This window comes from Cupriavidus sp. YR651, assembly GCF_900101625.1.
GTDB lineage: Bacteria > Pseudomonadota > Gammaproteobacteria > Burkholderiales > Burkholderiaceae > Cupriavidus.
Map to the genome: position 1 here is coordinate 255711 of NZ_FMYZ01000002.1, position 24822 is coordinate 280532.

At 66.1% G+C, this 24822-nt stretch carries 20 protein-coding genes; 12 read left to right on the plus strand and 8 right to left on the minus strand.

The window, feature by feature from the left end; translation table 11 throughout:
• Positions 1-89: 89 nt before the first annotated feature.
• Entirely contained in the window at positions 90-2954 is a 2865-nt protein-coding gene (uvrA, locus tag BLR29_RS07325; protein ID WP_092135830.1) for an excinuclease ABC subunit UvrA, read from the minus strand.
• Positions 2955-3392: 438 nt separating this feature from the next.
• On the opposite strand from uvrA, the gene BLR29_RS07330 reads away from it, so the two are divergent.
• On the plus strand, positions 3393-4661 hold the full coding sequence (locus tag BLR29_RS07330) for an MFS transporter (RefSeq protein ID WP_092135832.1): 1269 nt from the start codon (positions 3393-3395) through the stop codon (positions 4659-4661).
• A 317-nt stretch (positions 4662-4978) separates the two neighbouring features.
• The gene (locus BLR29_RS07335) at positions 4979-5533 is read left to right on the plus strand and encodes a single-stranded DNA-binding protein (protein WP_092135834.1); all 555 of its coding nucleotides are present in this window, start codon (positions 4979-4981) and stop codon (positions 5531-5533) included.
• 130 nt (positions 5534-5663) lie between these two features.
• On the opposite strand, the gene BLR29_RS07340 is transcribed toward BLR29_RS07335, so the two are convergent.
• From BLR29_RS07340 to BLR29_RS07350, 3 genes are all read right to left on the minus strand, one after another.
• A complete protein-coding gene (locus BLR29_RS07340; protein WP_092135835.1) occupies positions 5664-7112 on the minus strand; it encodes an N-acyl-D-amino-acid deacylase family protein in 1449 nt (482 codons plus the stop codon).
• Positions 7113-7129: 17 nt separating this feature from the next.
• Positions 7130-8173, minus strand: a complete 1044-nt coding sequence (locus tag BLR29_RS07345; protein ID WP_176860897.1) for an asparaginase — start codon at positions 8171-8173, stop codon at positions 7130-7132.
• 70 nt (positions 8174-8243) lie between these two features.
• Positions 8244-9233: a Bug family tripartite tricarboxylate transporter substrate binding protein gene (locus BLR29_RS07350; RefSeq protein WP_092135838.1), complete on the minus strand. Its 990-nt coding sequence runs from the start codon at positions 9231-9233 to the stop codon at positions 8244-8246.
• 166 nt (positions 9234-9399) lie between these two features.
• Between BLR29_RS07350 and BLR29_RS07355 the strand changes: the two genes are divergently transcribed.
• A complete protein-coding gene (locus BLR29_RS07355; protein ID WP_255371130.1) occupies positions 9400-10299 on the plus strand; it encodes a LysR substrate-binding domain-containing protein in 900 nt (299 codons plus the stop codon).
• Positions 10300-10365: 66 nt separating this feature from the next.
• On the opposite strand, the gene BLR29_RS07360 is transcribed toward BLR29_RS07355, so the two are convergent.
• Together BLR29_RS07360 and BLR29_RS07365 are read right to left on the minus strand one after the other, a co-directional pair.
• On the minus strand, positions 10366-11214 hold the full coding sequence (locus tag BLR29_RS07360; protein WP_176860898.1) for an IclR family transcriptional regulator: 849 nt from the start codon (positions 11212-11214) through the stop codon (positions 10366-10368).
• Positions 11211-12014: an IclR family transcriptional regulator gene (locus tag BLR29_RS07365; protein WP_092135840.1), complete on the minus strand. Its 804-nt coding sequence runs from the start codon at positions 12012-12014 to the stop codon at positions 11211-11213. The genes BLR29_RS07360 and BLR29_RS07365 overlap by 4 nt, the downstream gene beginning before the upstream one ends.
• A 363-nt stretch (positions 12015-12377) precedes the next feature.
• Between BLR29_RS07365 and BLR29_RS07370 the strand changes: the two genes are divergently transcribed.
• From BLR29_RS07370 to BLR29_RS07395, 6 genes are all read left to right on the plus strand, one after another.
• A complete protein-coding gene (locus tag BLR29_RS07370) occupies positions 12378-13337 on the plus strand; it encodes an MBL fold metallo-hydrolase (protein ID WP_092135841.1) in 960 nt (319 codons plus the stop codon).
• A gap of 61 nt (positions 13338-13398) precedes the next feature.
• Complete coding sequence (locus BLR29_RS07375; RefSeq protein ID WP_092135843.1) at positions 13399-15153, plus strand: FAD-dependent oxidoreductase; 1755 nt, start codon at positions 13399-13401, stop codon at positions 15151-15153.
• Positions 15154-15189: 36 nt separating this feature from the next.
• Positions 15190-15417, plus strand: a complete 228-nt coding sequence (locus BLR29_RS07380; protein WP_092135844.1) for a DUF2783 domain-containing protein — start codon at positions 15190-15192, stop codon at positions 15415-15417.
• Positions 15418-15631: 214 nt separating this feature from the next.
• The gene (locus BLR29_RS07385) at positions 15632-16993 is read left to right on the plus strand and encodes an MFS transporter (protein ID WP_092135846.1); all 1362 of its coding nucleotides are present in this window, start codon (positions 15632-15634) and stop codon (positions 16991-16993) included.
• Between the two features lie 65 nt (positions 16994-17058).
• On the plus strand, positions 17059-17427 hold the full coding sequence (locus BLR29_RS07390) for a hypothetical protein (RefSeq protein WP_092135847.1): 369 nt from the start codon (positions 17059-17061) through the stop codon (positions 17425-17427).
• Between the two features lie 280 nt (positions 17428-17707).
• Positions 17708-18631 (plus strand): transporter substrate-binding domain-containing protein, encoded by a 924-nt coding sequence (locus BLR29_RS07395; protein ID WP_092135849.1) that lies wholly within the window; start codon positions 17708-17710, stop codon positions 18629-18631.
• An 8-nt stretch (positions 18632-18639) separates the two neighbouring features.
• Here the strand turns inward: BLR29_RS07395 and BLR29_RS07400 are convergent, their stop codons facing one another.
• Positions 18640-19536, minus strand: coding sequence for a MurR/RpiR family transcriptional regulator (locus tag BLR29_RS07400; RefSeq protein ID WP_092136647.1), 897 nt, complete (start codon positions 19534-19536; stop codon positions 18640-18642).
• Between the two features lie 192 nt (positions 19537-19728).
• Here BLR29_RS07400 and BLR29_RS07405 point away from each other — a divergent pair, with 192 nt between their 5' ends.
• The 3 genes from BLR29_RS07405 to BLR29_RS07415 all read left to right on the plus strand — a co-directional run bounded on the left by BLR29_RS07405 (position 19729) and on the right by BLR29_RS07415 (position 23239).
• Positions 19729-21054 carry an aspartate aminotransferase family protein gene (locus BLR29_RS07405; protein WP_092135850.1) on the plus strand — a complete coding sequence of 442 codons (1326 nt, stop codon included), beginning with the start codon at positions 19729-19731 and terminating at the stop codon, positions 21052-21054.
• Between the two features lie 12 nt (positions 21055-21066).
• Positions 21067-21915, plus strand: coding sequence for a beta-keto acid cleavage family enzyme (locus tag BLR29_RS07410; RefSeq protein ID WP_092135852.1), 849 nt, complete (start codon positions 21067-21069; stop codon positions 21913-21915).
• A gap of 118 nt (positions 21916-22033) precedes the next feature.
• Entirely contained in the window at positions 22034-23239 is a 1206-nt protein-coding gene (locus BLR29_RS07415; protein WP_092135853.1) for a pyridoxal phosphate-dependent aminotransferase, read from the plus strand.
• A 36-nt stretch (positions 23240-23275) separates the two neighbouring features.
• Here the strand turns inward: BLR29_RS07415 and BLR29_RS07420 are convergent, their stop codons facing one another.
• A complete protein-coding gene (locus tag BLR29_RS07420) occupies positions 23276-24817 on the minus strand; it encodes an efflux transporter outer membrane subunit (protein ID WP_092135855.1) in 1542 nt (513 codons plus the stop codon).
• Positions 24818-24822 lie beyond the last annotated feature (5 nt).

The following is a 24822-nucleotide window of genomic DNA, read 5'->3' on the forward strand; positions in this document are numbered from 1 at the left end:
CTCCCGCGCTGCCGCTTGCCGTACACGTAGTACGGCAAGCGCGTGCGGCAAATCCGGCAACGACGCCGGATTCTTTTTGATCGTGTCGGTCAGGCCCGCTTCAGCAGCGGTGCCAGGTATTTCCCGGTAAAGCTGGCCTTGCTGCTGGCCACCGTCTCCGGCGTGCCCTTCGCAATGACCTGCCCACCGCCCGCACCGCCCTCCGGACCCATGTCCAGCAGCCAGTCCGCCGTCTTGATGACGTCCAGGTTGTGCTCGATGATCACGACGGTGTTGCCCTGGTCGCGCAGCTTGTGGATGACCTTGAGCAGCAGCTCGATATCGTGGAAGTGCAGGCCCGTGGTCGGCTCGTCCAGGATGTAGAGCGTGCGCCCCGTGTCGCGCTTCGACAGTTCCAGCGACAGCTTGACGCGCTGCGCTTCGCCGCCGGACAACGTCGTGGCCGACTGCCCCAGGCGGATATAGCCCAGGCCCACGTCCAGCAGCGTCTGCAGCTTGCGGCGCACCACCGGCACCGCGCTGAAGAACTCGTGCGCCTGCTCGACGGTCAGGTCCAGCACCTCGGAGATGCTCTTGCCCTTGTATTGCACCTCCAGGGTCTCGCGGTTGTAGCGCTGGCCGTGGCAGACATCGCACGGCACATAGACATCCGGCAGGAAGTGCATCTCCACCTTGATCACGCCATCGCCCTGGCAGGATTCGCATCGGCCGCCCTTGACGTTGAACGAGAAACGGCCCGGATCGTAGCCGCGCTCCTTGGCCGACGGCACGCCGGCAAACAGTTCGCGAATCGGTGTGAACAGCCCCGTGTAGGTGGCGGGATTCGATCGCGGCGTGCGGCCGATCGGGCTCTGGTCGACGTTGATGACCTTGTCGAAGTGCTCGAGGCCTTCGATGCGGTCGTGCGCGGCCGGTTCCGCCGTGGAGCCGTACAGGTGTCGCGCCACGGCGTGATAGAGCGTGTCGTTGATCAGCGTCGACTTGCCCGACCCGGACACGCCCGTGATGCAGGTCAGCAGGCCCACCGGAATGTCTGCCGTGACGTTGCGCAGGTTGTTGCCGGTTGCGTTGACGATGCGCAGCAGGCGCTCCTCGTCAGGCTCGGCGCGCGTCTTCGGCACCTCGATGCGCCGCTTGCCGGACAGGTACTGGCCCGTCAGCGATGCCACGGCGTCCTCGATCTGGTCAGGCGTGCCTTCGGCCACGATCATGCCGCCATGCACACCCGCGCCGGGGCCGATGTCGACCACGTAGTCACACGCCCGGATCATGTCTTCGTCGTGCTCCACCACCAGCACCGAGTTGCCGATGTCGCGCAGGTGCTTGAGCGTGCCGATCAGCCGGTCGTTGTCGCGCTGGTGCAGGCCGATCGACGGCTCGTCCAGCACGTACATCACGCCGGTCAGGCCGGAGCCGATCTGGGACGCCAGCCGGATCCGCTGCGCCTCGCCGCCCGAGAGCGTATCGGCGCTGCGCTCCAGCGACAGGTAGTCCAGCCCGACGTTGTTCAGGAAGTTCAGCCGCGCGGTGATTTCCTTGACGATCTTGTCGGCGATCTCGCGCTTGGCGCCGTGCAGGTTCAGCGTCAGGAAGTAGGTCAGTGCGTCGCGCAGCGGCCAGCCATTGATCTCGTAGATCGCACGCGCCTGGTCGTCCTCGCCCACCTTGACGTGGCGCGCTTCCGTGCGCAGCCGCGTGCCATGGCAGACCGGGCAGGGCTGGTTGTTCTGGTACTTGGCCAGTTCCTCGCGCACGGCCACCGAATCGGTTTCACGGTAGCGGCGCTCCAGGTTGGGGATGATCCCTTCGAAGGCGTGCGCGCGCACCGTGGTGCGGCCTTTTTCGTTGATATAGGTGAACGGAATCTCTTCCTCGCCGGACCCGTGCAGCACTACCTGCTGAACGTTGGGCGGCAGATCCTCGAACGACGTTTCCGTGTCGAAGTCGTAGAACGCCGCCAGACTTTGCAGCATCTGGAAGTAGAACTGGTTGCGGCGATCCCACCCCTTGATGGCGCCGGAAGCCAGCGAGAGATTCGGGAAGGCCACCACGCGCTTCGGATCGAAGAACGTGATCTGGCCCAGGCCGTCGCAACTCGGGCAGGCGCCCATCGGGTTGTTGAACGAAAACAGCCGCGGCTCCAGCTCCTGCAGCGAGTATGAGCAGATCGGGCAGGCAAAGCGCGAGCTGAACACGTGCTCGCGGCCGGTATCCATTTCCAGCGCGATGGCGCGGCCGTCAGCCAGGCGCAGCGCGGTTTCGAACGATTCCGCCAGGCGCTGCTTGATGTCCGCCCGCACCTTGACGCGATCCACCACCACCTCGATGGTGTGCTTCTCGGTCTTCTTCAGCTTGGGCAGGGCGTCGACCTCATAGACCTTGGCCTCCGCCTCGTGAGCCGTACCACCACCCGAGCGGATGCGGAAGCGCACGAAACCCTGCGCCTGCATCGAATCGAACAGGTCCGAATGCTCGCCCTTGCGGTCGGACACCACTGGCGCCAGGATCATCAGCTTGGTGTCCTCGGGCATCGCCAGCGCCGCATCCACCATCTGGGCCACGCTCTGGGCCTGCAGGGCGAGGTTGTGGTCGGGGCAGTGGGGCGTGCCGGCGCGGGCAAACAGCAGGCGCAGGTAGTCGTGGATTTCGGTCACCGTGCCCACGGTGGAGCGCGGGTTGTGGCTGGTGGCCTTCTGCTCGATGGAAATGGCGGGAGACAGGCCCTCGATCAGGTCCACGTCGGGCTTTTCCATCAGTTGCAGGAACTGCCGGGCGTAGGCGGAGAGGGACTCCACATAGCGGCGCTGGCCCTCCGCGTAGAGGGTATCGAACGCCAGCGACGACTTGCCGGAACCGGACAGGCCCGTGATGACGATGAGCTTGTTGCGCGGCAGGTCGAGATTGATGTTCTTCAGGTTGTGGGTTCGTGCCCCACGGATCTTGATTTCTTCCATATACCGATAGTTCGCCCAGCCAGGCCGCCAATGCCGCCGGATGGCAGACAGGTCGGTCTCACGGAAATGTCAAAGTGCCTAAAGCAACGCCTGCGGCGCCCAGAAAACGGGCGCAAGCCCTGCCGCCCCACGCACTTTGGGGGTGGCCGACTGCGGCCACGTGACCCGGGAAGCGCGGGGAGCAAACCTGCTAATATACCGAACTTCGGTTTCCGGGGTTGCCCGGCGCAAGGCGGGTAGAAGACAACGTCCCCGCGGGTCCCGTGAGCGTTGCATCGGCGCCCGTCAGTGCACCGTCAGTGCCCCGCGCGGCATGCCGCCCGCAGGCAACTTCCCGGTGCCAGGACGATCGAAGCTCCCGTCGCCCACGCCATCCCGGCCTGGCGGCACCTTGTTTGCCCCAGGGCCGACCGCGCCAGAATTCCATTCACGACCGCAATGCCGTCGATCCCTTCTTCCCCACAGCCCGCGACCATCGCCGACGAGCCCGCCAAGACGGAAGCCGTGCGCGACCGTATGACCAAAAGCGAGTTGCGTGCCAGTCTCTCGCTGGCCAGTATCTTTGCCCTGCGCATGCTGGGCCTGTTCCTGATCCTGCCGGTATTCGCCGAATACGCGCGCGGCCTGCCCGACGGGCACGATGCCCAGCGCATCGGCATCGCCATGGGCATCTACGGGCTGATGCAGGCGTTCCTGCACATCCCGCTGGGCTGGCTCTCCGACCGCATCGGGCGCAAGCCGGTCATGGTGGGCGGGCTGCTGCTGTTCGTGGCGGGCGCGTTGATCGCCGCCTTCTCCGACACGCTGACCGGCATCACCGTCGGCCGCGCGCTACAGGGCATGGGCGCCATTTCGGCGGCCATCACGGCGTGCATTGCCGACCTGACGCGCGAACGGCATCGCACCAAGGCCATGGCGATGGTGGGCGGCAGCATCGGGCTGACCTTTGCCCTGTCGCTCGTGATCGCGTCGCCGCTGCTGCACAGCATTGGCATGCCGGGCATCTTTGGCCTGATGGCCGTGCTGGGCGTGCTCGCCATCGGCGTGACACTGTTCCTGGTGCCCGCGCCGCCGCCGCCGCATCCCGTGCAGATGCCGTTCCGCAAGGTGTTGTTCAACGCCGACCTGGCCCGCCTGAATGTCGGCGTGCTGGCGCTGCATGCCAGCCAGGTCGCCATGTTCATGGTGGTGCCCGCCATGCTGAAGGACGCCGGCATGCCGCTGGACCAGCACTGGAAGGTCTACCTGCCGGTGGTGTTGGTGTCGTTCGTTCTCATGCTGGGGCCGATGATGGCTGCCGAGCGCTACGGCCGCGTGCGCCCGGTGCTGCTGGCGTCCGTGGCGCTGATGACCGCGGTCCAGCTGCTGTTTGCCGTCGTCCACGGCCTCTGGCCGATTGTCGGCGTGCTGCTGCTGTTTTTCGTGGCGTTCAACGTACTGGAGGCCATGCAGCCCTCGCTGGTATCGCGCTACGCGGCATCCGGCCGGGGCGCCGCGCTGGGGATCTACAACACCACGCAGGCCATGGGGCTGTTCCTGGGCGGCGTGGTGGGCGGCTGGCTGCTCAAGCACGAAGGCCGGAGCGCCGTGTTCGTCGGCTGCGCGGCCGTGTTGATGGTCTGGCTTATAATCGCGTGGAGCATGAAGGCGCCGCCGGCCCGTGCGGGCATGGGCAACAACGGTGGCGCGCCGGCAGTGGCGGGTTAGACACAGTTTGTGTCGTATCCGTAACAGCCCGAAACGCTTTTTCGTCTTATCGGGGTTAGCATGAGCACGCGCCCGACCGGGGGTCCGGAGGGCGCGTGACGTCGTTTACGTGAAGTGTCGCTTACCTGAAGCGTGGCGCCGATCGGTGATCGCCAGCAGGTGACGCCAACAGGCAAAGCGGTGAAGCGGTGAAACAGGTGACGCGCTGAAGTGGATTGCGCATCCCTGCCAGGCATCCTTGACGAACAACCCACAGCAAATTCAGTATTGCCGCGCAACTGCCGCCGGACGGGGCGCGGTCCTTGGAGAACATTTACATGGCATCGGTCAACAAAGTCATTCTCGTCGGTAACCTGGGCGCCGACCCGGAAACCCGCTACATGCCCAGCGGCGATGCCGTGACCAACATCCGGCTGGCGACGACTGACCGCTACAAGGACAAGCAGTCCGGCGAGTTCAAGGAAGCGACCGAATGGCACCGCATTGCCTTCTTCGGCAAGCTGGCAGAGATCGCCGGCCAGTATCTGAAGAAGGGCTCGTCGGTCTACATCGAGGGCCGCATCCGCACGCGCAAGTGGCAGGACCAGTCGGGCCAGGAAAAGTACAGCACCGAAATCGTTGCGGACCAGATGCAGATGCTGGGTGGCCGTGGCGCGGGTGGCGGTGGTGAAGAAGGCAGCTTCGGCGGTGGTGGCGGTGGCTACAGCCGTGAGGCGCAGGGTGGTGCCGGTGGTGGCGGCTACGGCGGTGGTGCAAGCCGTGGCCAGGGCGGTGGCGCCCAGCAAGCCGGCGGTCAGCAGGGCGGCCAGCGCCGCCAGCCGCAAGCCCCGTCGAACGGGTTTGAGGATATGGATGACGATATCCCGTTCTGACCTCGCGTAAGCAGAATCTGTAAAGAAGAACCCCGCCTTTGCGCGGGGTTTTTTCTTTTACCTCAGTACCTTATGTGGCGCAGCAGGGCAGCCGGCCAGCATGGCAGCCTGACCGCAGCGAGAACGCGTGTCAGTTGGAGCGGCCGTGCCGAAGCACCCTGCCCGCGTGCACCTCCATGGTCTCTCCGTCCCGGCAGGCGAGCTTTCCGTTGATGAATACTGCCTTGATGCCAGTGCTCACCGCGGTCGGATTTTCGAAGGTGGCCGCATCGCCCACGGATTGCTCATCGAAAACAGCGATATCGGCGTAGTGGTTCTCGGCGAGGATCCCCTTTTCCGTGATACCGAAACGGCTGGCACTCAGCCCGGTCATCTTGTGAACAGCTGTCTCGAGGGAAAACAGGCGACGCTCGCGCACATAGTGGCCCAGGACCCGTGGGAAAGTGCCCCACAGGCGCGGATGCGGACTCACGTCGTGTGCCAGGCCGTCGGAGCCCACCATTGTTGCCGGATACTGAAGAATGCGACCGACATCGTCTTCGCTCATGGCGAAGTAGATCGCGCCAGCCGGCTGCAAGGTCTCCGCCAGCACCTCAGGTGGCACCCCGCGTTCCCTTGCCAGCGAAAACAACGAGCGACCGGCGGCGCTGGGATCGGCCTGCGACCAGGTCACCCGTACATCATCGGACTGTGCGATTCGGCCCGGTAACAGCATCGTCGAGGAAGCGTTGTAGGGATAGCAGTCGAGACAGACAGACTGACTCCTCGATGCGGCGTCAATCATGGACAGGGTTTCCACGGAGCGTCCATGATTCGCCTTGCCGACCAGCTTGTGGTGTGACAGCACGGCTTCGATACCGAGTGCGCGTCCAATCAGCAACGCCTCGCTCAATGCGTCGGCGATGGCATCGCCTTCATCCCGGATGTGCATGGTGATGATTCCCCGGGCGGCCGTAAGCGGTGCGCCAACCGCGATGACTTCGTCGGTATTCGCGGCGGTGGCGGGCGGGTAGTAGAGCCCCGTGGACATGCCGATGGCTCCCGCGTCCAAGGCCATCGCGAGGTCGCTCGCCATGAGTCGCTGCTCCCTCATCGTCGCGACACGATCCAGTCGCTCCATGCGGCTGACACGCAAGGTGGAGTGCCCGACCAGGCAGGCGGCATTGACCGCCGGCCCGGACTCCTCAAGCTCGTTCAGATAGTCGCCAAATCTCCCGTAACGCCAGGGGCCTGCACCCAGCAGATCGAGCGGTGCTGGCGGGGTTTCCAGCGAATGGAGCGGCGCCAGACTGATACCGCAATTTCCGGTGATGACAGTTGTCACCCCTTGCGATAGCTTCGGATGCGCACCCTCGGGGGCCTCCAGCAAGAGCCGGTCATCATGCGTATGGACATCGATGAAACCGGGAGCAACGATACAGCCGGTTGCATCGAAGCGCCTGGTAGCCGGGACACGCGACAAGTCTCCTAGCCGAACGATGCGGTCCGCGGCAATGCCAACGTCCAGGCGTTGGCGGGGAGCCCCGGTGCCATCGATGACGGTGCCGCCTTCGAGAATCAGATCCAGCGTCGTATTCATGCGCTCGCCTCTGTCATTCATTGCTGTGCGAAGAACTCGGAGATCTGCCCCAGATCTTTGGTCCGGGTCAGCGCGAGCATCAACAGGATCCGGGCCTTCTGCGCCGTGAGGCTGCCGGTGGCCATGCTTCCCGACACCTTCGGCGTGACGATGCCGCTCACCACGCGTGAGCTTCGAACGACCGAAACCCCCTTGCTGCCGAACTCGCGGATCAGCGCCTCATGGTCCGGACTGGCATTGCCGTTGCCCGTGAATCCGATGACCACGCCCTGTGCGCCCTCCTTTACGGCATCGCGCACTAGCTGCATTTCCTGCCCCTGATAGCGATACACCAGCTCGACATGCGGCAGCTTCGTGACCGCCGACACATCGAAGTACAGTTCACCCCTGGCCCGCGCGGGCTCGAAGTAGAAGAGCACGCGCTCTCCGGCGATGGCACCGAGGTAGCCCTGTTCCAGTGCACCCATGGTGTCAACGTTGAGGGTGTTCATCTTGGTCACATACCGGGCCGCGCTGATACGGTCGTTCATCACCACCATCACGCCTCGGTCGCGCGAGCCGGGATCTGCAGCCACCATGACGGCATCGAGAAGATTGACGGGCCCGTCGGCGCTGAGCGATGTCGCCGGACGCATCGATCCGGTGATGACGATCGGCTTGCTCGAGCGGGTGGCCAGGCTCAGGAAGTAAGCCGTTTCCTCCATCGTGTCGGTGCCATGCGTGATGACGACACCGGCGACATCCGGCTCCGCCAGCACTGCGTTGACCCGCTTGGCGAGATTGAGGATGTTCTCGCTGGTAATGACGTTGCTGCCGACGTTGACGATCTGCTCGGCGCGAACATTCGCGTAGTTGTGAATCTGGGGAACCGCCTTCAACAGCGAATCGACGCCGGCCAACTGGCCAGTGTAGTTGGCCATGTCGGTTGGCGAGGGGGTGGCACTGACAATCGTGCCGCCGGTGGCAAGGATGACGACACCAGGCTTGCGGGCGTTGCCGGGCTGATCCGGCTGGCCTTTGACCTGTTGAGCTGCGGCAGGGAGTACGAACAGGTTCGCCAACGCAAACCACGTCAGGAACGCGCGAATGGAAGTCTTCATGATGTCGGGGGGATGGATGAAATTCGAGTCGTCAGCCAACTTGTGCGCCGGAGCGCTTCACGACACCGGCCCAGAGCGGTGTCTCGCGCGCCACGCGCTCGGTGAGCCGCGCAGGAGGACCCGTTAGCGTCTCGAAGCCGATGGCGGCATACCGTTCGCGGACAGCGGGCCTGGCCAGAATGGCGTTGATGACGCTGTTCAGCTGCGCGATGATGTCCGGCGACGTTCGCGCCGGTGCAACGATTCCGCCCCACGCCACGATGTCGTAGCCTTGGACACCCGATTCGGCGAGCGTGGGAATGTCGGGGAACAGCGCGCTGCGCTGCGCACCCGTCACGGCCAGCGCCTTGAGTCGTCCCGCCTTGATATGCGGTGAAATCGAGCTCAGGTTGTCAAACATCAGATCCACCTGGCCACCCAGCAGATCCTGGATGGCTTGTGGACTGCCGCGATACGGGACATGGGTGATCGACGTCCCCGTCATGCTCTTGAACAGTTCCCCGCTCAGATGCCCCGTCGTGCCATTGCCAGCCGACCCCATGGTCAGCGCGCCAGGCTTGGCCTTGGCCCGGGCGATCAGTGCCTGGACACTGTCGACACCGAGGTCCTTGCGCACCACCAATGCGTTTTGCACATAGCCGAGCAAGGCCACCGGTGCGAGCTGCTTGTCGGGGTCGTAGGGAAGTTTCCTGAACAGCGCCTTGTTGATGGCGAGGGTGCCAACGTTGCCGTAGCCGAGCGTGTAGCCGTCGGGCGCTGCATGGACCAGGTCGACCATGCCCACGTTGCCCGCGCCGCCGGGCTTGTTATCCACGATAAAGGACTGACCCAGCGAGAGTGAAAGTTCCTCGGTAAGTATCCGACATATGGCATCGGGCGAGCCGCCAGCGGCGGATGGCACAACGAGTCTGACTGGTCGGCCAGGCCAGCCGGCGGCGCGGGCCAGGCCTGGAAGGACCAGGGATGTGGCGGCGATTCCCAGCGTCATCATCTCGCGCCGGGTGAAGCGTCTTGTGGTCATTGGCTCCTCTCTTCTCCTTGGATAACCGTGGGTGTGTCGATCAGATCCTAGAATTGCAGTCGGTGTTGGACAAACCATGTTTACTGGGGATAGCATGAGATTTCCTCATGGATGCGCTGCTGACATCGCGATCCCGGTTGCCACCTGACAAGCCAGCATCACTCCAATGAACTTCCACGTGCGTGCCCCATCGACGATGTCCTTGCTATGCCTGGAAGCGAGCGCGCGCCTGCTTTCCTTTACGGCGGCAGCCAAGGAGCTCCGGCTCACACAGGGCGCGGTGAGCCGGCAAATTCAGACACTGGAAGATCGACTCGGCGTCAGGCTGTTCACTCGCCGACGCGACGCATTGGTATTGACCGACGCCGGCCGCTACTACCTGGGCGAGATCGCCCCGCTGCTGCAAAGGCTCGAGCGAGCCACGGCCAACGTGATGGCCCTCAAGGGACGAGGGGGGACCCTTTCGCTGTCGGTCGGCGCATCGGTCGGCACATACTGGCTGATTCCACGCCTGCCCGGCTTCACGAGAGACCATGGTGAAATCACGCTGAATCTCGGCACGCGTGTAGGCCCGGTGGATTTCCGCACCACGGCCGTGGATGCGTCGCTGGAGTTCGGCGATGGCCAGCGCGAGGGGCTGCACAATGAATTCGTGCTGCCATTGATTCTCTCGCCCTACGCGGCGCCTGAATGGATTGGCAAGCACGGAAAGACGATCGACGCACGTACGCCTCGATCATCGCTGATTCACCACCAGACCTTGCCTGATGCGTGGGATGAGTGGTTCGCGCTCGAAGGCATCGATGGCGAAGCCGGTCGGGAAGGCCCCCGATACGAGATCATGTCGATGGCGCTGAACGCTTCGGTCGCCGGCATGGGCGTTGCATTGCTGCCGCCCTACATGGCGGACGACATGGTTGCACTGGGGCGATTGAAACGCCTTTCTCGTCGAAGGTGGCGCTACGCAAAGGGCTACTACCTCGTATATCCAGACGAGTCCGCACAGTTGCAATCGCTGCAGGTCTTCAGGCAGTGGCTGAAGGACCAGGCAACGGAGAGTACATAGTTGCACCGCATGAAGAACCCCGCCTTTGCGCGGGGTTTTTTCATTTAAGTTCGACGACCTTTAAAACTAAGCTGGCGCGCCGAATCGCCATGACAGCCGCTGCGCGGCCTGGCGGACCACCGTGGCGGTATCGCTGCCGGTGTCGCTGTCGAAGCTGCCGCTGCTGCCCATCACCGCAATCACGACGGCGAGTGCGCCCGTGTGGTCGAAGACCGGTGCGGCCAGCGTATCGATGCCGGGCACGGGCCGGCTCACGGCGTTGTCGATGCCGGCCTCGCGCACGCCTCGCAACCGCTCCGCATAGTGCGCCTGCAGCGTGCCGTCCGCGGACAGCACCGTGTCAGGCGCCACGCCCGCCATGCGGATGGCATCCTGCGCCAGCGCGCCGGCCAGGACGTCGGCCGACAGATGCGCTGCCACGGTTCGGCCGATTGCCGTGTTCACCATCGACAGCACGGTGCCCACACGCAGGCTGACGTGCTGCGGACGCGCCGATTCCTCCAGGCGGATCACGGTGGGCCCGAGCGGGCCATGCACCGCCATCGCCACGGACAACCCGGTGGCATGCGCCAATGCGATGACCTCGGGTTCCGCCTCGCGGGTGGGGGAGAGCCGCTGCAGCGCGATGAGTCCCAGTTCCAGGCCCAGCGGCCCCGCCAGGAAGTCCCCGGACGCATCGCGCGACAGCAAGCCGATCTTCTGCAGGCTCACCAGGTGCGGGAACGCCTTGGCTGGCACCATGCCCGCGGCGCGCGCCAGCTCTCCCAGGGGTAACGGGCGGCCCGCCGCGACCAGCGCGGCGAGCAACTGCCCAGTGTTGTCGAGCGACTGGATGCCGCGCTGGGGTTTGCCGCTGTCGGCCAGCGTGTTGTCCGCGATGTCGCTCATGTCAGTGATGTCGGTGATGGCCGTCATGCGTGGGTGTCCGCGTGCGCAAAGACATCGGCGATGTCGTCCAGCGCGGCGCGCAGGGCTCGGGCGACTGGTCCCGCCCAGTCCACATCGATCGCACCCGTCGATCCGATCGCCGTCAGGATCAGCCGCAACGCGCCCGCATCGTCGAGTAACGGCATTGCCAGGCTGCTGACCGCTGGGCTCGGCGAATCGATGCTGCGTTCCATGCCACGCTCGCGGATGGCGGCAAGGGCCTCCTGGAACGCCGGCAGGCCGGGGACATTCGTCGTGGCCTGCTGGCGCGTCCAGATCGACTGCCAGTGCGCCGCCGGCTGGAAGGCGCAGTAGGTCCGCCCGGTAGCCGTCGCTGCCAGCGCCATCACCGTGCCCACGTGCAGGTTCACGTGCAAGGGGCTGCCGGCGTGCGCGAAATGGACGATGGTCGGGCCCTGCGGCGTGGGCAGGCTGATCGCCACGCTGTGCCCGATCTCGGCCGCCAGTGCCTGCGTGCGCGGAACGGCGGCGCGATAGGCCGGATCATGATCGAGGTGCAGCATGCCGAGCCGCAGCGCGAGCGGGCCGGGCTCGTAGTGGCCATCGATATGGTCGCGCTTGATCAGGCCAAGCCGGGTCAGGCTCACCAGGTAGGTATGGGCCTGGGCCGGGGCGATCTGCGCGGCGGCGGCCAGGTCCGCCAGCGCCATCGGACGGCGTGCGTCGGCCAGCGCACGCAGCACACGGCCGCCGACCTCCACGCTCTGGATGCCGCGCTGTGTCTTGTCGCCGGTCTCGGAAGACCCCGTGCCCGCGTTTCTTGCCATGCGTGTGTGCCTTGCCCGACCAGGCGTTGAAAGCCCAGATATTAAAGGAAGCGACGCCGCGTGCCCCCGGCCCTCCTGACTTGCGGCGCTGGGGTTTTCCCGGAGTCCGCCACGGTGGAAAGCGTCTTCGCGGAATATTAGTCATTGGCAACTGTATTTGTCATTGACTAATAACGACTGACTTCCTAAGATTCCCTTACCCCGACATCCGGTGCAGTCCAGAAAAACGAACGGGGCGAGACAACGCCACAAAAGCCAGCTGCTGTCCGTGACCACTGAGTCTCGACCGCAAACCATGCAGGCCGTGCCAGCCGTCCCGCCTCGACCCCATCCAACGATTCGAACATCTCATACGAGGCAGACATGGCAAAAGCCTTCGCGTCCCAGGCCGATCTGGAAGCCAAGCAGATCACGTTCACCCAGCTTTCCGAAAACGCCTACGCCTACACGGCCGAGGGCGATCCCAATTCCGGCGTGATCATCGGCGACGACGGCGTGATGATCGTCGACACCACCGCCACGCCTGCCATGGCGCAGGACCTGATCGCCAGGATCCGCGCGGTGACCGACAAGCCCATCAAGTATGTCGTGCTGTCTCACTACCACGCGGTGCGCGTGCTGGGCGCGTCGGCTTATTTTGCCGAGGGTGCGCAGCAGGTGATCGCCAGCCGCGGCACCTACGAGATGATCGTGGAGCGTGGCGAGGCCGACATGAAGTCCGAGATCGAACGCTTTCCGCGCCTGTTCGCCGGCGTGGAGACCGTGCCGGGGCTGACATGGCCGACGCTGGTGTTCGACAAGGAGATCACGCTGTTCATGGGCAAGCTGGAGGTCCGCATCGCGCATCTGGGCGCCGGCCACACCAAGGGCGACACCGTGGTCTGGCTGCCGCAGCAGAAGGTGTTGTTCTCCGGCGATCTGGTCGAGTACGACGCTGCCTGCTATTGCGGCGACGCGCAGCTCGAACAATGGCCGGCCACGCTCGACGCGCTGGCGGCGCTGCAGCCCGAAAAGCTGGTCCCCGGCCGAGGCCCGGCGCTGACCACGCCCGAGGACGTATCGCGGGGCCTGGCCTACACCAAGGATTTCGTCTCCACGCTGTTCCAGGCCGGCAAGGATGCCGTGGCCGACCGGATGGACCTGAAGGCCGCGATGGCGCACGCGCGCAAGTCGATGGATCCGAAATTTGGCCAGGTGTTCATCTACGAACACTGCCTGCCGTTCGATGTCTCGCGCGCCTTCGACGAGGCCGCCGGCATCACGCATCCGCGCATCTGGACGGCCCAGCGCGACCAGGAGATGTGGGCGGCGCTGCAGGACTGACGCCGACCCGACACCCAGCACAGAACTTGCCGCCAAGGCAGTGGACGGAGACAACCGCATCATGAGCAGTACCGCAGTCGATATCGATTATCAGCGCCAGACGTATGACTACGTGCCGTGCGCCGAACAGCGCCCCGGGCAGGCCGCCGGGGCCGCGCATCCCGTGATCGTCGTGGGTGCCGGCCCGGTCGGGCTGGCCACGGCCATCGACCTGGCCCGGAATGGCGTGCCCGTGGTGCTCGTCGATGACGACTGCACGCTGTCCACCGGGTCGCGCGCCATCTGCTTCGCCAAGCGCACGCTCGACATCTTCGACCGCCTGGGCTGTGGCGACCGCATGGTGGACAAGGGCGTGCGCTGGCACCTCGGCAAGGTCTTTCTGCGCGACCGGCAGGTCTATGCGTTCGACCTGCTGCCGGAAGATGGCCACCATCGCCCGGCGTTCATCAACCTGCAGCAGTACTACGTGGAGGGCTACCTGCTGGATCGGGCCCGCACGCTGCCGAATATCGAGATTCGCTGGAAGAGCCGGGTGGCCGGCATCGAGATGCGGGATGACCACGTGGCGCTGACCGTGGAAACGCCTGATGGCAGCTACACGCTGTGCGGCCGATATGTGGTGGCCGCCGATGGCTCGCGCAGTCCGCTGCGCAAGATGATGGGGCTGGAGACCCACGGTCATACATTCCGCGACCGCTTCCTGATCGCCGACGTGAAGATGGAAGCGCCGTTCCCGGCCGAGCGCTGGTTCTGGTTCGATCCGCCGTTTCATCCGAACCAGTCGGTGCTGCTGCATCGCCAGCCGGACAACGTGTGGCGCATCGACTTCCAGCTGGGCTGGGATGCCGACCCGGTGCTGGAGAAAACGCCCGAGCGCGTGATTCCCCGCGTGCAGGCGCTGCTGGGCCCCGACGCGAAATTCGAACTGGAATGGGTCAGCGTCTACACGTTCGCGTGCACGCGCATGGACAGCTTCCGTCATGGCCGCGTGCTGTTCGCCGGCGACGCCGCACACGGGGTCTCGCCCTTCGGCGCACGCGGCGCCAACAGCGGCGTGCAGGATGCCGAGAACCTGGCGTGGAAGCTGGCCTACGTGCTGCAAGACAAGGCGCCGGACAGCCTGCTCGACACCTATGCCAGCGAGCGCGAATACGCCGCCGACGAGAACATCCGCAACTCCACGCGATCGACTGACTTCATCACACCCAAGAGCGCGGTCAGCAAGATCTTCCGCGACGCCGTGCTGACGCTGGCACGCGATCACGCGTTCGCGCGCCAGCTGGTCAACAGCGGCCGGCTGTCGGTGCCGGCGGTACTGCACGGATCGACGCTGAACACGGCGGACACCGACGGCTTTGCCGGGGCGATGGTGCCCGGTGCCGCATGCGTCGATGCGCCGGTCGCCGGGCCGCAGGGCCAGCAATGGCTGTTGCCTCAACTTGGCGATGCGTTTGTCGCGCTGATCTTTGGCGCGCCTGCGGGGCTCGACATGGCGTGCCGTGAAGCGCTGATGCGGCTGCAACAGGACGCCGTGCCGCTGCGGCTGGTGTTCGTCACCGATGCCGGCATGGCCGCGTCGGCCGAAGCGTGGCCCGGTGCGATGGTGGTTCGCGATGCCGAGGGACTGGCGGCAAAGCGCTATGACGCACGCCCCGGCACCTGCTATCTGGTGCGTCCCGACCAACACGTATGCGCCCGCTGGCGTGCCGTGGATGCCGCGCGCATTGCCGAAGCGCTCGCGCAGGCCACCGGTCGCGCGTCGGCGCAACCATCCACCGCACGGGCGCCCGCGACGCGAGCGCCCGTGCTCGCCTGATCCATCGGGTACGACGCAAGAGAAGGAGACAAGCCGATGGCCCTCAACACCACCCCCAACCTGGCTCGCCCCGACGATTTCTACGAGGCGCTGATCGACATGCACCGTGATCTCGACGATGCCGAAAGCCAGGCCGTCAATGCGCGCCTGATCCTGCTGCTGGCCAACCACATCGGCGACCACGAGACGCTGGTGCAGGCGATGGTACTGGCGCGGGACGCCGCAACGGTGCCCGCTGCAGCACCGTTGCCAACGCCGGCCTAGCCGCTGGCCAATCCGGCGCGTGATGGCGTCGTGATCGCTGCATGATGGAAGGCGCGATCCGCTGACGCGATCCGCCGCTGCCGGACTTCCGCCGGCAAGTGCCGCCGGCACCTACCGCTTCATCCGCTTTATCCGCTTCATTCCCTGACAGGGACGCGACAGACGTCCCGGGGCCGCGTTTTGCCCGCGCGCCCCGCATTACCGGAGACAACGCATGAATACCCCGAGCCTGGGCGCCGCCGCGCCCGTGGGCAATGCCCCCTTCTTGCCCGAAACCCGCGCGCTGGCCTCGCACGAGGAGGACGCGCTGTATCGCAAGGTCTGGCTGCGCATCATCCCGTTCCTGTTCATCTGCTACGTGGTGTCGTTCCTGGATCGCATCAACATCGGCTTTGCCCAGCTGCAGATGAAGCAGGACCTCGGCTTCAGCGACGCGATGTACGGCCTCGGCGCCGCAGTGTTCTACGTTGGCTACGTGCTGTGCGAGGTGCCGAGCAACATGCTGCTGGCGCGCTTTGGCGCGCGCCGCACGTTCACACGGATCATGCTGCTGTGGGGCGCGGCATCGGTCGGGATGATGATGGTGTCGCAGCCCTCGCACTTCTACGCGCTGCGCTTTCTGCTCGGGGTGTTCGAGGCGGGCTTCTTCCCGGGCATCGTCCTGTACCTGACCTACTGGTTCCCGGCGCGGCGCCGTGCTTCGGTGATGGCCATCTTCTTTGCCGGCGTGGCGGTGGCGGGTGTGCTGGGCGGACTGGTGTCGGGCTGGATCATGCGCGACATGGCCGGCGTCATGGGCCTGCATGGCTGGCAATGGATGTTCGCGATCGAAGGCGCGCCAGCGGTGCTGCTGGGCCTGGTCGCCGCGACGTGCCTGGTCGACGGGCCCCGCCAGGCGCGCTGGCTGTCGAAGGACGAGCAGGACTTCCTCGTGGCGCAGCACGCGGCCGAAGCGAAGGGCGGTGGCGCCCACGCGCATTCCGTCGCCGCGCTGGCGCAGGCGCTGCGCAATCCGCGCGTCTATCTGTTCGCCTTCATCTACTTTGCGCTGACCTGTGGATCGCTGACGCTGTCGTTCTGGATGCCGTTGATGATCCGCGACTTCGGCATCCGCGACGTCATGGCGATCAGCCTCTACTCGGTGATCCCCAACGCCATCGGCGCCGTGGGACTGATCTGGATTGCACGCCGGTCCGACCGGCGCGGCGAACGGCACGGCCATTTCCTGTTCTGCACGGCTGGCGGCGCGCTGGCGCTGGCGGCGCTGACCCTGCATGTGCCGAGCCTGGGCATCTCGCTGGCGATCCTCTCGGTGGCCGCCGTGCTGATCTTTGCCGCGCTGCCGATCTTCTGGGCGCTGCCGCCGAGCCATCTGCCCGCGCAGACGGCCGCCACCGGCATCGCGTTCATCTCGAGCATCGGCATCACCAGCGGCATCGTCAGCCCGTGGGTGATCGGCCAGATCAAGACGCACACGGGCAGCATGGACAACGCGCTCTATCTGCTGGCGGGCCTGCTGCTGGCCAGCGGCGTGGCGATGTGGAAGGGCGTGCCGCGTCAAACTACGGCCGGATAAGCCCCCCGCACGGCCGGGACGGCGCTACCATGGCGGCATCCTTATACCGAGGAAAGGAGTCCGTCATGTCGAGCCGTCGCCTTGCCGCAGTGAAATGCCGTGCCGCCGTACTCCTTGCGCTGGGCGCCAGTGCGCCCGGCTTCGCCCAGACGCCGCCGTCTGGTGAAGCAGCGATCGACAGCGCGATCAGCGATGCGGTCAAGGAAGGCAGTTCGCCGTATCGCCCGACGCCGCGCCCGTCGGGGCCGCCCCAGGATCCCCAGCTGGAAGAGTGCAAGCAACTGCTCGCGCAGATCAACGAAACCCCGAAGCGCAGTTACCGGCCGTCAGACGCCCCGGTGGAAAACAGCCAGGGCAACGACGTGCTGGCGGTGGAGCGCGATCGCACGCGCCGCCAGTTGCAGCGCACGTTCAACGAGAAGTGCGGGCGCTAGCCACCCTCCGCACGTTCCCCGCCAGTCATTCGTCCGGGCACTCCTGACAGGAGCACCCGGACCCCCTCTCGCGGTACAAAAGCTTCTTGCACCGCAACATCCCCTTCATAACCGCGGGCGCCCCAATACCGGGCGCTGCCGCCCCATTTCCGTGAGAAATACATTTGTTTCATGGTAATCCATGATGGAACAGTTGTTGCTCAATGCCTAGCATTGCAACACCTCACGCATTCGAGGTCGCCTTGTCGCCTCGCGTGCTCGCCAACCAGGAGTGTTTTCCATGAAGCAGCCGTCTCTCTTTGCCCGTTCCGCCCTGACATTCGCGGCGGCGGCCGTCGCCGTGCTGGCCGCTGCCCCGGCGCAGGCGGTCGATGTGGCCGCCAGCCCCACGCTCAGCAAGATCAAGTCGTCCGCAACGATATCGATCGGCCACCGAACCTCGTCGATTCCGTTCTCCTACTACGACGCGAACCAGAAAGTGATCGGCTTTTCGCAGGACATTTGCGACCGGGTGATTGACGCGGTAAAGAAGGAAACCGGCGCGGCCGGCTTGCAGGTGCGGATGGTGCCGGTCACGTCGCAGAACCGCATCTCGCTGGTGCAGAACGGCACGGTCGATCTGGAGTGCGGGGTGACGACCAACCTGAAGTCGCGCCAGCAACAAGTGGCGTTCTCGACCACGTTCTTCGTGGCCGGTACGCGCCTGCTGGTGAAGAAGGGTAGCCCGGTCCACGATTTTGGCGACCTCTCGGGCAAGACCGTGGTCACCAATGCCGGCACCACGTCGGAACGTATCCTGCGCAAGCTCAATGACGAGAAGCAGGCCAATATCACGATCCAGAGCGCCAAGGATTACGGCGAATCGTTCCTGATCCTGCAGTCGGGCCGCGTGGCGGCATTCATGATGGATGACGTGCTGCTGTCGGGCGCACGCACGCTGGCGCCGAACCCCAAGGACTGGGCCGTGGTCGGCACGCCGCAATCGTTCGAGGCCTACGCCTTCATGATGCGCAAGGACGATCCGGGCTTCAAGCAGGTGGTGGACGGCGCGATCAACGGGCTGATCAAGAGCGGCGAGATCAACACGCTCTACGCCAAGTGGTTCGCCAGGCCGGTGCCGCCGAAGAACATCAGCTTCGACCTGCCGCAGAGCGATCCGCTGAAGAAGGCCTACGCCAGCCCCAACGACGAAGCGTTCGAGTAGGAGAGCCTTCAGCCACGTCGCGCGGGCACGTAGGCGCCCGTGCGGTGGAGCTGGCCTTCCGTCTGTTCCAGTGCGCGGATGGCGCCCTTGCCCTTCTTCGCCAGCAACTGCTCCACGAGTGCCTCGACCATCGCAATGCCGGCGGTGATCGACGGGAAGAACGACGGGCTGTCGATGGCAAACAGCAGCGTGCAGTCGGCTTCCAGTGCGATCGGGGCAACGGTGCTGTCCGTCAGGGCGATCACCTTGCAGCCGGCCTCGCGCGCGGCGGTGGCCACGCGCAGGCTTTCCTGCGAGTAAGGCGCAAAGCCCGCCACCAGGACGGCGTCCTTGGCCGTCAGCGCGCGCAGCTCCATCTCCAGCGTGCCGGCGTCGCCGCGAATCAGATGCACCGAGCTGCGGAACAGCCGGTAGATGTAGTGGAAGGTGAACGCGATGGGAAAGCAGGAGCGGAAGCCGGCCACGTGGACCGTCGGCGCCGCGGCCAGCAGGTCGGCGGCACGCGGCAGCGTATCGGCATTGCTGGCCAGCAGCGCGTCCAGGTTGTGATGCTGGACCTCCATCATCTCCGCCAGCATGCGGCTGGAGCCGCTTTCCTTGACCACTTTCCTTGCCCGGCGCGCGTAGGGCTGGCTGCCGCCATCGCGCAAGGCCTCCACGAACAGCTCGCGCAACCCTTGCCATCCGTCGAACCCCAGCGACTGCGACAGCCGCACCAGCGTGGCCGGCTGCACGCCGGCATTGGCGGCAACCTTGCGCATGGAATGAATGGCGATGTCCTGCGGATGATCCAGCAGGTATCGCGCACCGCTCTGGAACTGCGCGCTCAGTGACGGGAAATCGGCCCGCAGCTGGGCGAGCAGAGTGTCGAGGGACTGCGGCGGGGTCTGGCTGTCAGTAGGCATCTGGCGGTTGAAAATCGCGTAATGCAACGATTGTTGCACAGGTCGTCGCCGGCGGAGCGGCGGCGCCGTCTCGTTACTTGGTATCAGGTGTTTCTTTTCGATCTATTTATGAAACACTTGTTGCGCGGCGGGCCGTCTTCTTCCTATACTCACACCTGTTTCGCGCCTCGCACAGGACAGGTTTCCCCCACCATGACGCACGTATTCCATCGCAATCCCAAGCAAACCATGCCGGTCGCCGTGGCTGGCCAGGGCATTGAACTGGTCGACAGCACCGGTCGCCACTATCTGGACGCCTCGGGCGGGGCAGCCGTGTCCTGCCTCGGTCACGGCCACCCGCGCGTCATCGCGGCGATCAAGGCGCAGCTGGACACCATCGCGTACGCGCATACCTCGTTCTTCACCACGGAAGTCTCTGAAACGCTGGCCCGGACGCTGGCCGAAGCGGCTCCGGGCGACCTGGACCACGTGTACTTTGTCTCGGGCGGCTCCGAGGCCGTGGAGGCGGCGCTGAAGCTGGCCCGCCAGTACTTTGTCGAAACCAGCCAGCCGCAGCGCCGGCATTTCATCGCGCGCCGCCAGAGCTACCACGGCAACACCCTCGGTGCGCTGGCGATCGGTGGCAACGCGTGGCGCCGGGAGCCGTTCCTGCCGCTGCTGGTGCCCGCGCATCACGTATCGCCTTGCTATGCCTACCGTGACCAGGCTGGCGGCGAAACCGATACGCAGTACGCGCAGCGCCTGGCCGATGAACTGGAGGCCAAGATCCTCGAACTGGGGCCGGAAACGGTGGCAGGCTTCGTGGCGGAAACCGTGGTCGGTGCCACGGCCGGCGCGGTGCCGCCGGTGGCGGACTACCTGAAGCGCATCCGCGCGGTGTGCGACAAGTACGGCGTGCTGCTGATCCTGGACGAAGTGATGTCCGGCATGGGCCGCACGGGCTACCTGTTCGCTTGCGAGGAAGACGGCGTGGTGCCGGATATCGTCACGATCGCCAAGGGTCTCGGCGCCGGCTACCAGCCGATCGGCGCGATGCTGTCCACTGCGCGCATCTATGACGCGATCGTCGGCGGTAGCGGCTTCTTCCAGCACGGCCACACCTACATCGGCCACGCCACGGCGTGCGCGGCCGCGCTGGCTGTGCAGCAGACGATTGCCGAGGAAAAGCTGCTCGACAACGTGCTGGCGCGCGGCGAGCAACTCCGCGCGCGTCTGCGCGAGGCGCTGGGTGACCATCCCAATCTTGGCGATGTGCGCGGGCGCGGTTTGTTCGTCGGCGTGGAGTTCGTCGCCGACCGCGCCACCAAGGCCACGCTCGACCCGGCCAGGAAGACGCATGCGGCGCTCAAGCGCGCGTGCGTGGAGCACGGCTTGCTGGTCTATCCGATGGGTGGCACGGTCGATGGCATCCATGGCGATCACGTGCTGTTTGCCCCGCCGTTCATCTGCACGGCGGCCCAAATCGACAACATCGTCGATCGTTTTGCGCAAGCCGTGAACACGGTCCTGCCCGCATAAGGAGGCATGGCGATGAGCGACGATATCCTGCGCCGCCCGTTTGCGCTGGCCGTGGCCCCAAATGGTGCGCGCAAGACCCACGCCGACCACCCGCGGCTGCCGATGACGCCCGACGAGCTCGCGCAGTGCGCGCGGGAATGCGTGGACGCCGGTGCCGCGATGATCCACCTGCATGTGCGGCGCGCGGACGGCACGCATAGCCTGGAAGTCGGCGACTACGAGCCGGCCATGGCCGCCGTGCGCAAGGCCGTGGGCGACGCCCTGGTGCTCCAACTGACAACGGAAGCCGTCGGCATCTACCAGCCCGCGCAGCAGATCGCGACGGTCCGCGCGCTGCGTCCGGAAGCCGCCTCCGTGGCGGTGCGCGAACTGGCGCCGGACGACGCCGCGCTGCCCGCCGCCGACGACTTCTTCCAGTGGATGCATCGGGAGCGCGTGGTGGCGCAGTACATCCTCTATGACGCCAACGATGTCCGCCGTTACGCCGCGCTGCGCGCGAGCGGCGCGATTCCGGCCGGGCGCCACTGGGTGCTGTTCGTGCTCGGGCGCTATTCGGCGGGCCAGAAGTCGTCGCCATCGGACCTGCTGCCGTTCCTGGCGGCATGGCAGGAGACCGGGCTCGACAAGTCGGGCACGGAGTGGGCCGTCTGCGCCTTCGGTCGGCAGGAAGCGGATTGCGCCGCCGCGGCGGTGATGATGGGCGGCCACGCGCGGATCGGCTTCGAGAACAATATGTTCCTTCCGGACGGCACCACGGCACCGGACAACGCGGCGCTGCTCCACGCAGTGCGCACGCCGCTCGACGGACTCGGGTATGCGTCGATGACAGCCGACGACTTGCGCGGACGCTTCGCGGACTGAGGGGCCGCAGGCACTTTCGGCGGCCCATTTCAGTGCGTGGCGCCAGCGGAGGGGTACGCAACCTTGCGCACTTTCCGGTACGCTAGGCGCTTCATCGCATCCACCCTCAGGAGTCCCGATGTCCGCCAGCCCGTCCCGCCTTCCTTCCTCCACCGAAGCCGCGCCGCTGGCGCGCGATGTCGTGCGCGGCCTGCGGGCCTCCCGGATCCGCGAGGTCGCCAACGCCGGCATCGGGTTGCCGGACGTGCTGCCCTTCTGGTTCGGCGAATCGGATCAGGTCACGCCGTCCTTCATTCGCGATGCGGCCAGCCGCGCGCTGGCCGGCGGCGCCACGTTCTACACCCATAACCTCGGCATCCCCCCGCTGCGTGCTGCGCTGGCGGACTACGCCAGCCGCCTGCATGGCCCCACGGCGGTCGGCAACGTCGCCGTCACCAGTGCCGGCGTCAACGCGCTGATGCTGGCGGCGCAGCTGGTCACCGGCCCTGGCGACCGCGTCGTCGCGGTTACGCCGCTGTGGCCGAACCTCGTCGAAATCCCGCGCATTCTCGGCGCCACGGTGGAGACCGTGAGCCTCGACTACGGTCCGCACGGCTGGAGGCTCGATGTCGACAAGCTGCTGGCCGCGCTCACCCCGGGCACGCGCGCGGTCATGATCAATTCGCCGAACAACCCGACCGGTTGGGTGATGCCGCGCGCCGCCCAGCAGGTGGTGCTCGATCACTGCCGCCGGCATGGCATCTGGATCATCGCCGACGAGGTGTATGAGCGGCTGTACTACGGCCACGAAGGCACCGGCGTGACCGCGCCGTCATTCCTCGATATTGCCGGCCGCGAGGAACGTGTGATCGCGGTGAATTCGTTCTCCAAGGCATGGCTGATGACGGGCTGGCGGCTCGGGTGGATGGTGCTGCCGTCCGCGCTGATGGACGACCTGGGCAAGCTCGTCGAGTACAACACGTCGTGCGCGCCGTCGTTCGTGCAGGAGGCCGGTGTCGTGGCCGTGCAGGAGGGCGAATCGTTCACGCAGGACCTGGTGAAGCGGCTGCGCGGCGCGCGGGATCATCTGGTCGCCGCGCTGGAGGCGATGCCCGGCGTCGATGCGCACGCGCCCGAAGGCGCGATGTATGTATTCTTCCGTCTCGACGGCGCCAAGGACAGTCTCGCGCTATGCAAGCAACTCGTGCGCGAGGCGCATCTCGGCCTGGCCCCCGGCAGCGCGTTCGGCGACGAGGGCGAGGGCTTCGTCCGCTGGTGCTATGCGTGCGACGTGGCGCGGCTGGACGAGGGGGTGAAGCGGTTGAGGGCCTACCTCGGCCGCTGATTCGCCCCAAGAGGTCGCTTCATTTTGAAACGACCTCTATTTTGCAGGTGGCGCGGTCATGCCGACCGTGGCGGGCTGCTGCCACCATCCGCCGCCGAGCGCCTGCATCAGCGCGGCGGAGTCCGCAAGCCGGTTCGCCTTCGCCTGCGCCAGATCCAGCGCCGCCTGGCGCGCCTGCCGCTCCGCATCGAGCAGCGTGAACTGGCTCACGCCACCCAGCCGATACTGCTCCGAGACGATCGACAGCGTGTCGCGGATCTGCCGCGCGTTATCCGCGCGCGCTTGCAGTGTGCCGGCGTCGGCCTCCAGCGTCCGCAGCGCATCGGCCACGTTCTGCAATCCCTGTAGCACGGCCTGCTGGTACGCGCCCAGCGACTGCTCGTAGGCCGCTTCCTTCGCGCGCTTCTGGGCGCGCAGCTCGCCACCGTGAAAGATCGGCTGCACCACGCCTGCGGCCAGGCTCCACACATTCATGCTGCTGAACAGGTCGCGTGCGCGCATCTGCTGTGTTCCGCCGCTGGCAGTCAGCGTGATTTGCGGATAGAGGTTGGCCGTCGCCACGCCGATGTCGGCGGAGGCCTGGTGCAACAGCGCTTCCGCCGCGCGGATATCCGGCCGGCGCCGCGCCAGTTCCGACGGCAGGCTCACCGGCAGCGTGTCCGGCAACTGCATGTCCTCAAGCCGGAATTCCGGCAGCTGCGCGCTGGCGGGTGTCTGCCCGGTGTACACCGCCAGCTGATGACGCGCCGCATCGATCTGCTGCGACAGCCCCGGGATCAGCGCCTGCGTCTGCGCGAGTTCGGCTTGCTGGCGCTGTACGTCGACGCGTGCCACGCCGCCTTGTTGCAGGCGTTGCCGCATGATGCCGAGCTGGCGTTGCTGGGCCTCGGCGATGGCCACTGTATCGGCCAGCTGCGCACGCAGCCCCGCTTCACGGATGGCCGCCGTGGCGACATTCGCGGCCAGCGACAGCCTGGCGGCCTCCAGCTCGTAACGCTGGTAGTCGACCGCCGCGCGCAGGCCTTCCAGCTCGCGACGCTGGCCACCGAACAGGTCGAGCGCATAGGACACCTGCACGGTGGCGTTGTAGAGCGTGAACGGGCCGGGGCTCGGGAATTGCGTGACGCCGATGGAGGTCAGGTCCACCTGCTGCCGCGTGGCGCTGAGCTTGGCATCCACGCTGGGGAACTGCGTGGCACCGGTGCGCGCGGCCAGGTTCTCCTGCGCCTCGCGCAGACGGGCGCTGGCTTGCCGCAGTGTCGGACTCGATGCCAGCGCCGCGCGGATCGTCTCGTCCAGGGCCGGGTTGCGATACAGCGCCCACCACTGCGCCGGGACGTCGCCGTCGACGAACGACTGGGACTGGCCGAAGCGTGCGTCCCCGCTGTCCGGCATGATGGCCGCGCCCGTTTGCGTGGGCTGCGGGCCGGTCGTGTAGCGCGTATCGGCCACCGCATCGGGGGTCTTGAAATCGGGCCCGACGGCGCAGCCGGATACCAGCGCAACGAGCGCAACGAGCGTGAAACGGGTGAAGCGGGCGGTGGCCGTGCGGGCCGGCGGGGTTGGGATCGCACGCATGGCGG

What these genes read in the sequence shown, in the direction of transcription:
- uvrA (WP_092135830.1), bottom strand. Translation starts at nt 2,954, where the DNA reads ATGGAAGAAATCAAGATCCGTGGGGCACGAACCCACAACCTGAAGAAC.
- BLR29_RS07330 (WP_092135832.1), top strand. Translation starts at nt 3,393, where the DNA reads ATGCCGTCGATCCCTTCTTCCCCACAGCCCGCGACCATCGCCGACGAG.
- BLR29_RS07335 (WP_092135834.1), top strand. Translation starts at nt 4,979, where the DNA reads ATGGCATCGGTCAACAAAGTCATTCTCGTCGGTAACCTGGGCGCCGAC.
- BLR29_RS07340 (WP_092135835.1), bottom strand. Translation starts at nt 7,112, where the DNA reads ATGAATACGACGCTGGATCTGATTCTCGAAGGCGGCACCGTCATCGAT.
- BLR29_RS07350 (WP_092135838.1), bottom strand. Translation starts at nt 9,233, where the DNA reads ATGACCACAAGACGCTTCACCCGGCGCGAGATGATGACGCTGGGAATC.
- BLR29_RS07355 (WP_255371130.1), top strand. Translation starts at nt 9,400, where the DNA reads ATGAACTTCCACGTGCGTGCCCCATCGACGATGTCCTTGCTATGCCTG.
- BLR29_RS07360 (WP_176860898.1), bottom strand. Translation starts at nt 11,214, where the DNA reads ATGACGGCCATCACCGACATCACTGACATGAGCGACATCGCGGACAAC.
- BLR29_RS07365 (WP_092135840.1), bottom strand. Translation starts at nt 12,014, where the DNA reads ATGGCAAGAAACGCGGGCACGGGGTCTTCCGAGACCGGCGACAAGACA.
- BLR29_RS07370 (WP_092135841.1), top strand. Translation starts at nt 12,378, where the DNA reads ATGGCAAAAGCCTTCGCGTCCCAGGCCGATCTGGAAGCCAAGCAGATC.
- BLR29_RS07375 (WP_092135843.1), top strand. Translation starts at nt 13,399, where the DNA reads ATGAGCAGTACCGCAGTCGATATCGATTATCAGCGCCAGACGTATGAC.
- BLR29_RS07380 (WP_092135844.1), top strand. Translation starts at nt 15,190, where the DNA reads ATGGCCCTCAACACCACCCCCAACCTGGCTCGCCCCGACGATTTCTAC.
- BLR29_RS07385 (WP_092135846.1), top strand. Translation starts at nt 15,632, where the DNA reads ATGAATACCCCGAGCCTGGGCGCCGCCGCGCCCGTGGGCAATGCCCCC.
- BLR29_RS07390 (WP_092135847.1), top strand. Translation starts at nt 17,059, where the DNA reads ATGTCGAGCCGTCGCCTTGCCGCAGTGAAATGCCGTGCCGCCGTACTC.
- BLR29_RS07395 (WP_092135849.1), top strand. Translation starts at nt 17,708, where the DNA reads ATGAAGCAGCCGTCTCTCTTTGCCCGTTCCGCCCTGACATTCGCGGCG.
- BLR29_RS07400 (WP_092136647.1), bottom strand. Translation starts at nt 19,536, where the DNA reads ATGCCTACTGACAGCCAGACCCCGCCGCAGTCCCTCGACACTCTGCTC.
- BLR29_RS07405 (WP_092135850.1), top strand. Translation starts at nt 19,729, where the DNA reads ATGACGCACGTATTCCATCGCAATCCCAAGCAAACCATGCCGGTCGCC.
- BLR29_RS07410 (WP_092135852.1), top strand. Translation starts at nt 21,067, where the DNA reads ATGAGCGACGATATCCTGCGCCGCCCGTTTGCGCTGGCCGTGGCCCCA.
- BLR29_RS07415 (WP_092135853.1), top strand. Translation starts at nt 22,034, where the DNA reads ATGTCCGCCAGCCCGTCCCGCCTTCCTTCCTCCACCGAAGCCGCGCCG.
- BLR29_RS07420 (WP_092135855.1), bottom strand. Translation starts at nt 24,817, where the DNA reads ATGCGTGCGATCCCAACCCCGCCGGCCCGCACGGCCACCGCCCGCTTC.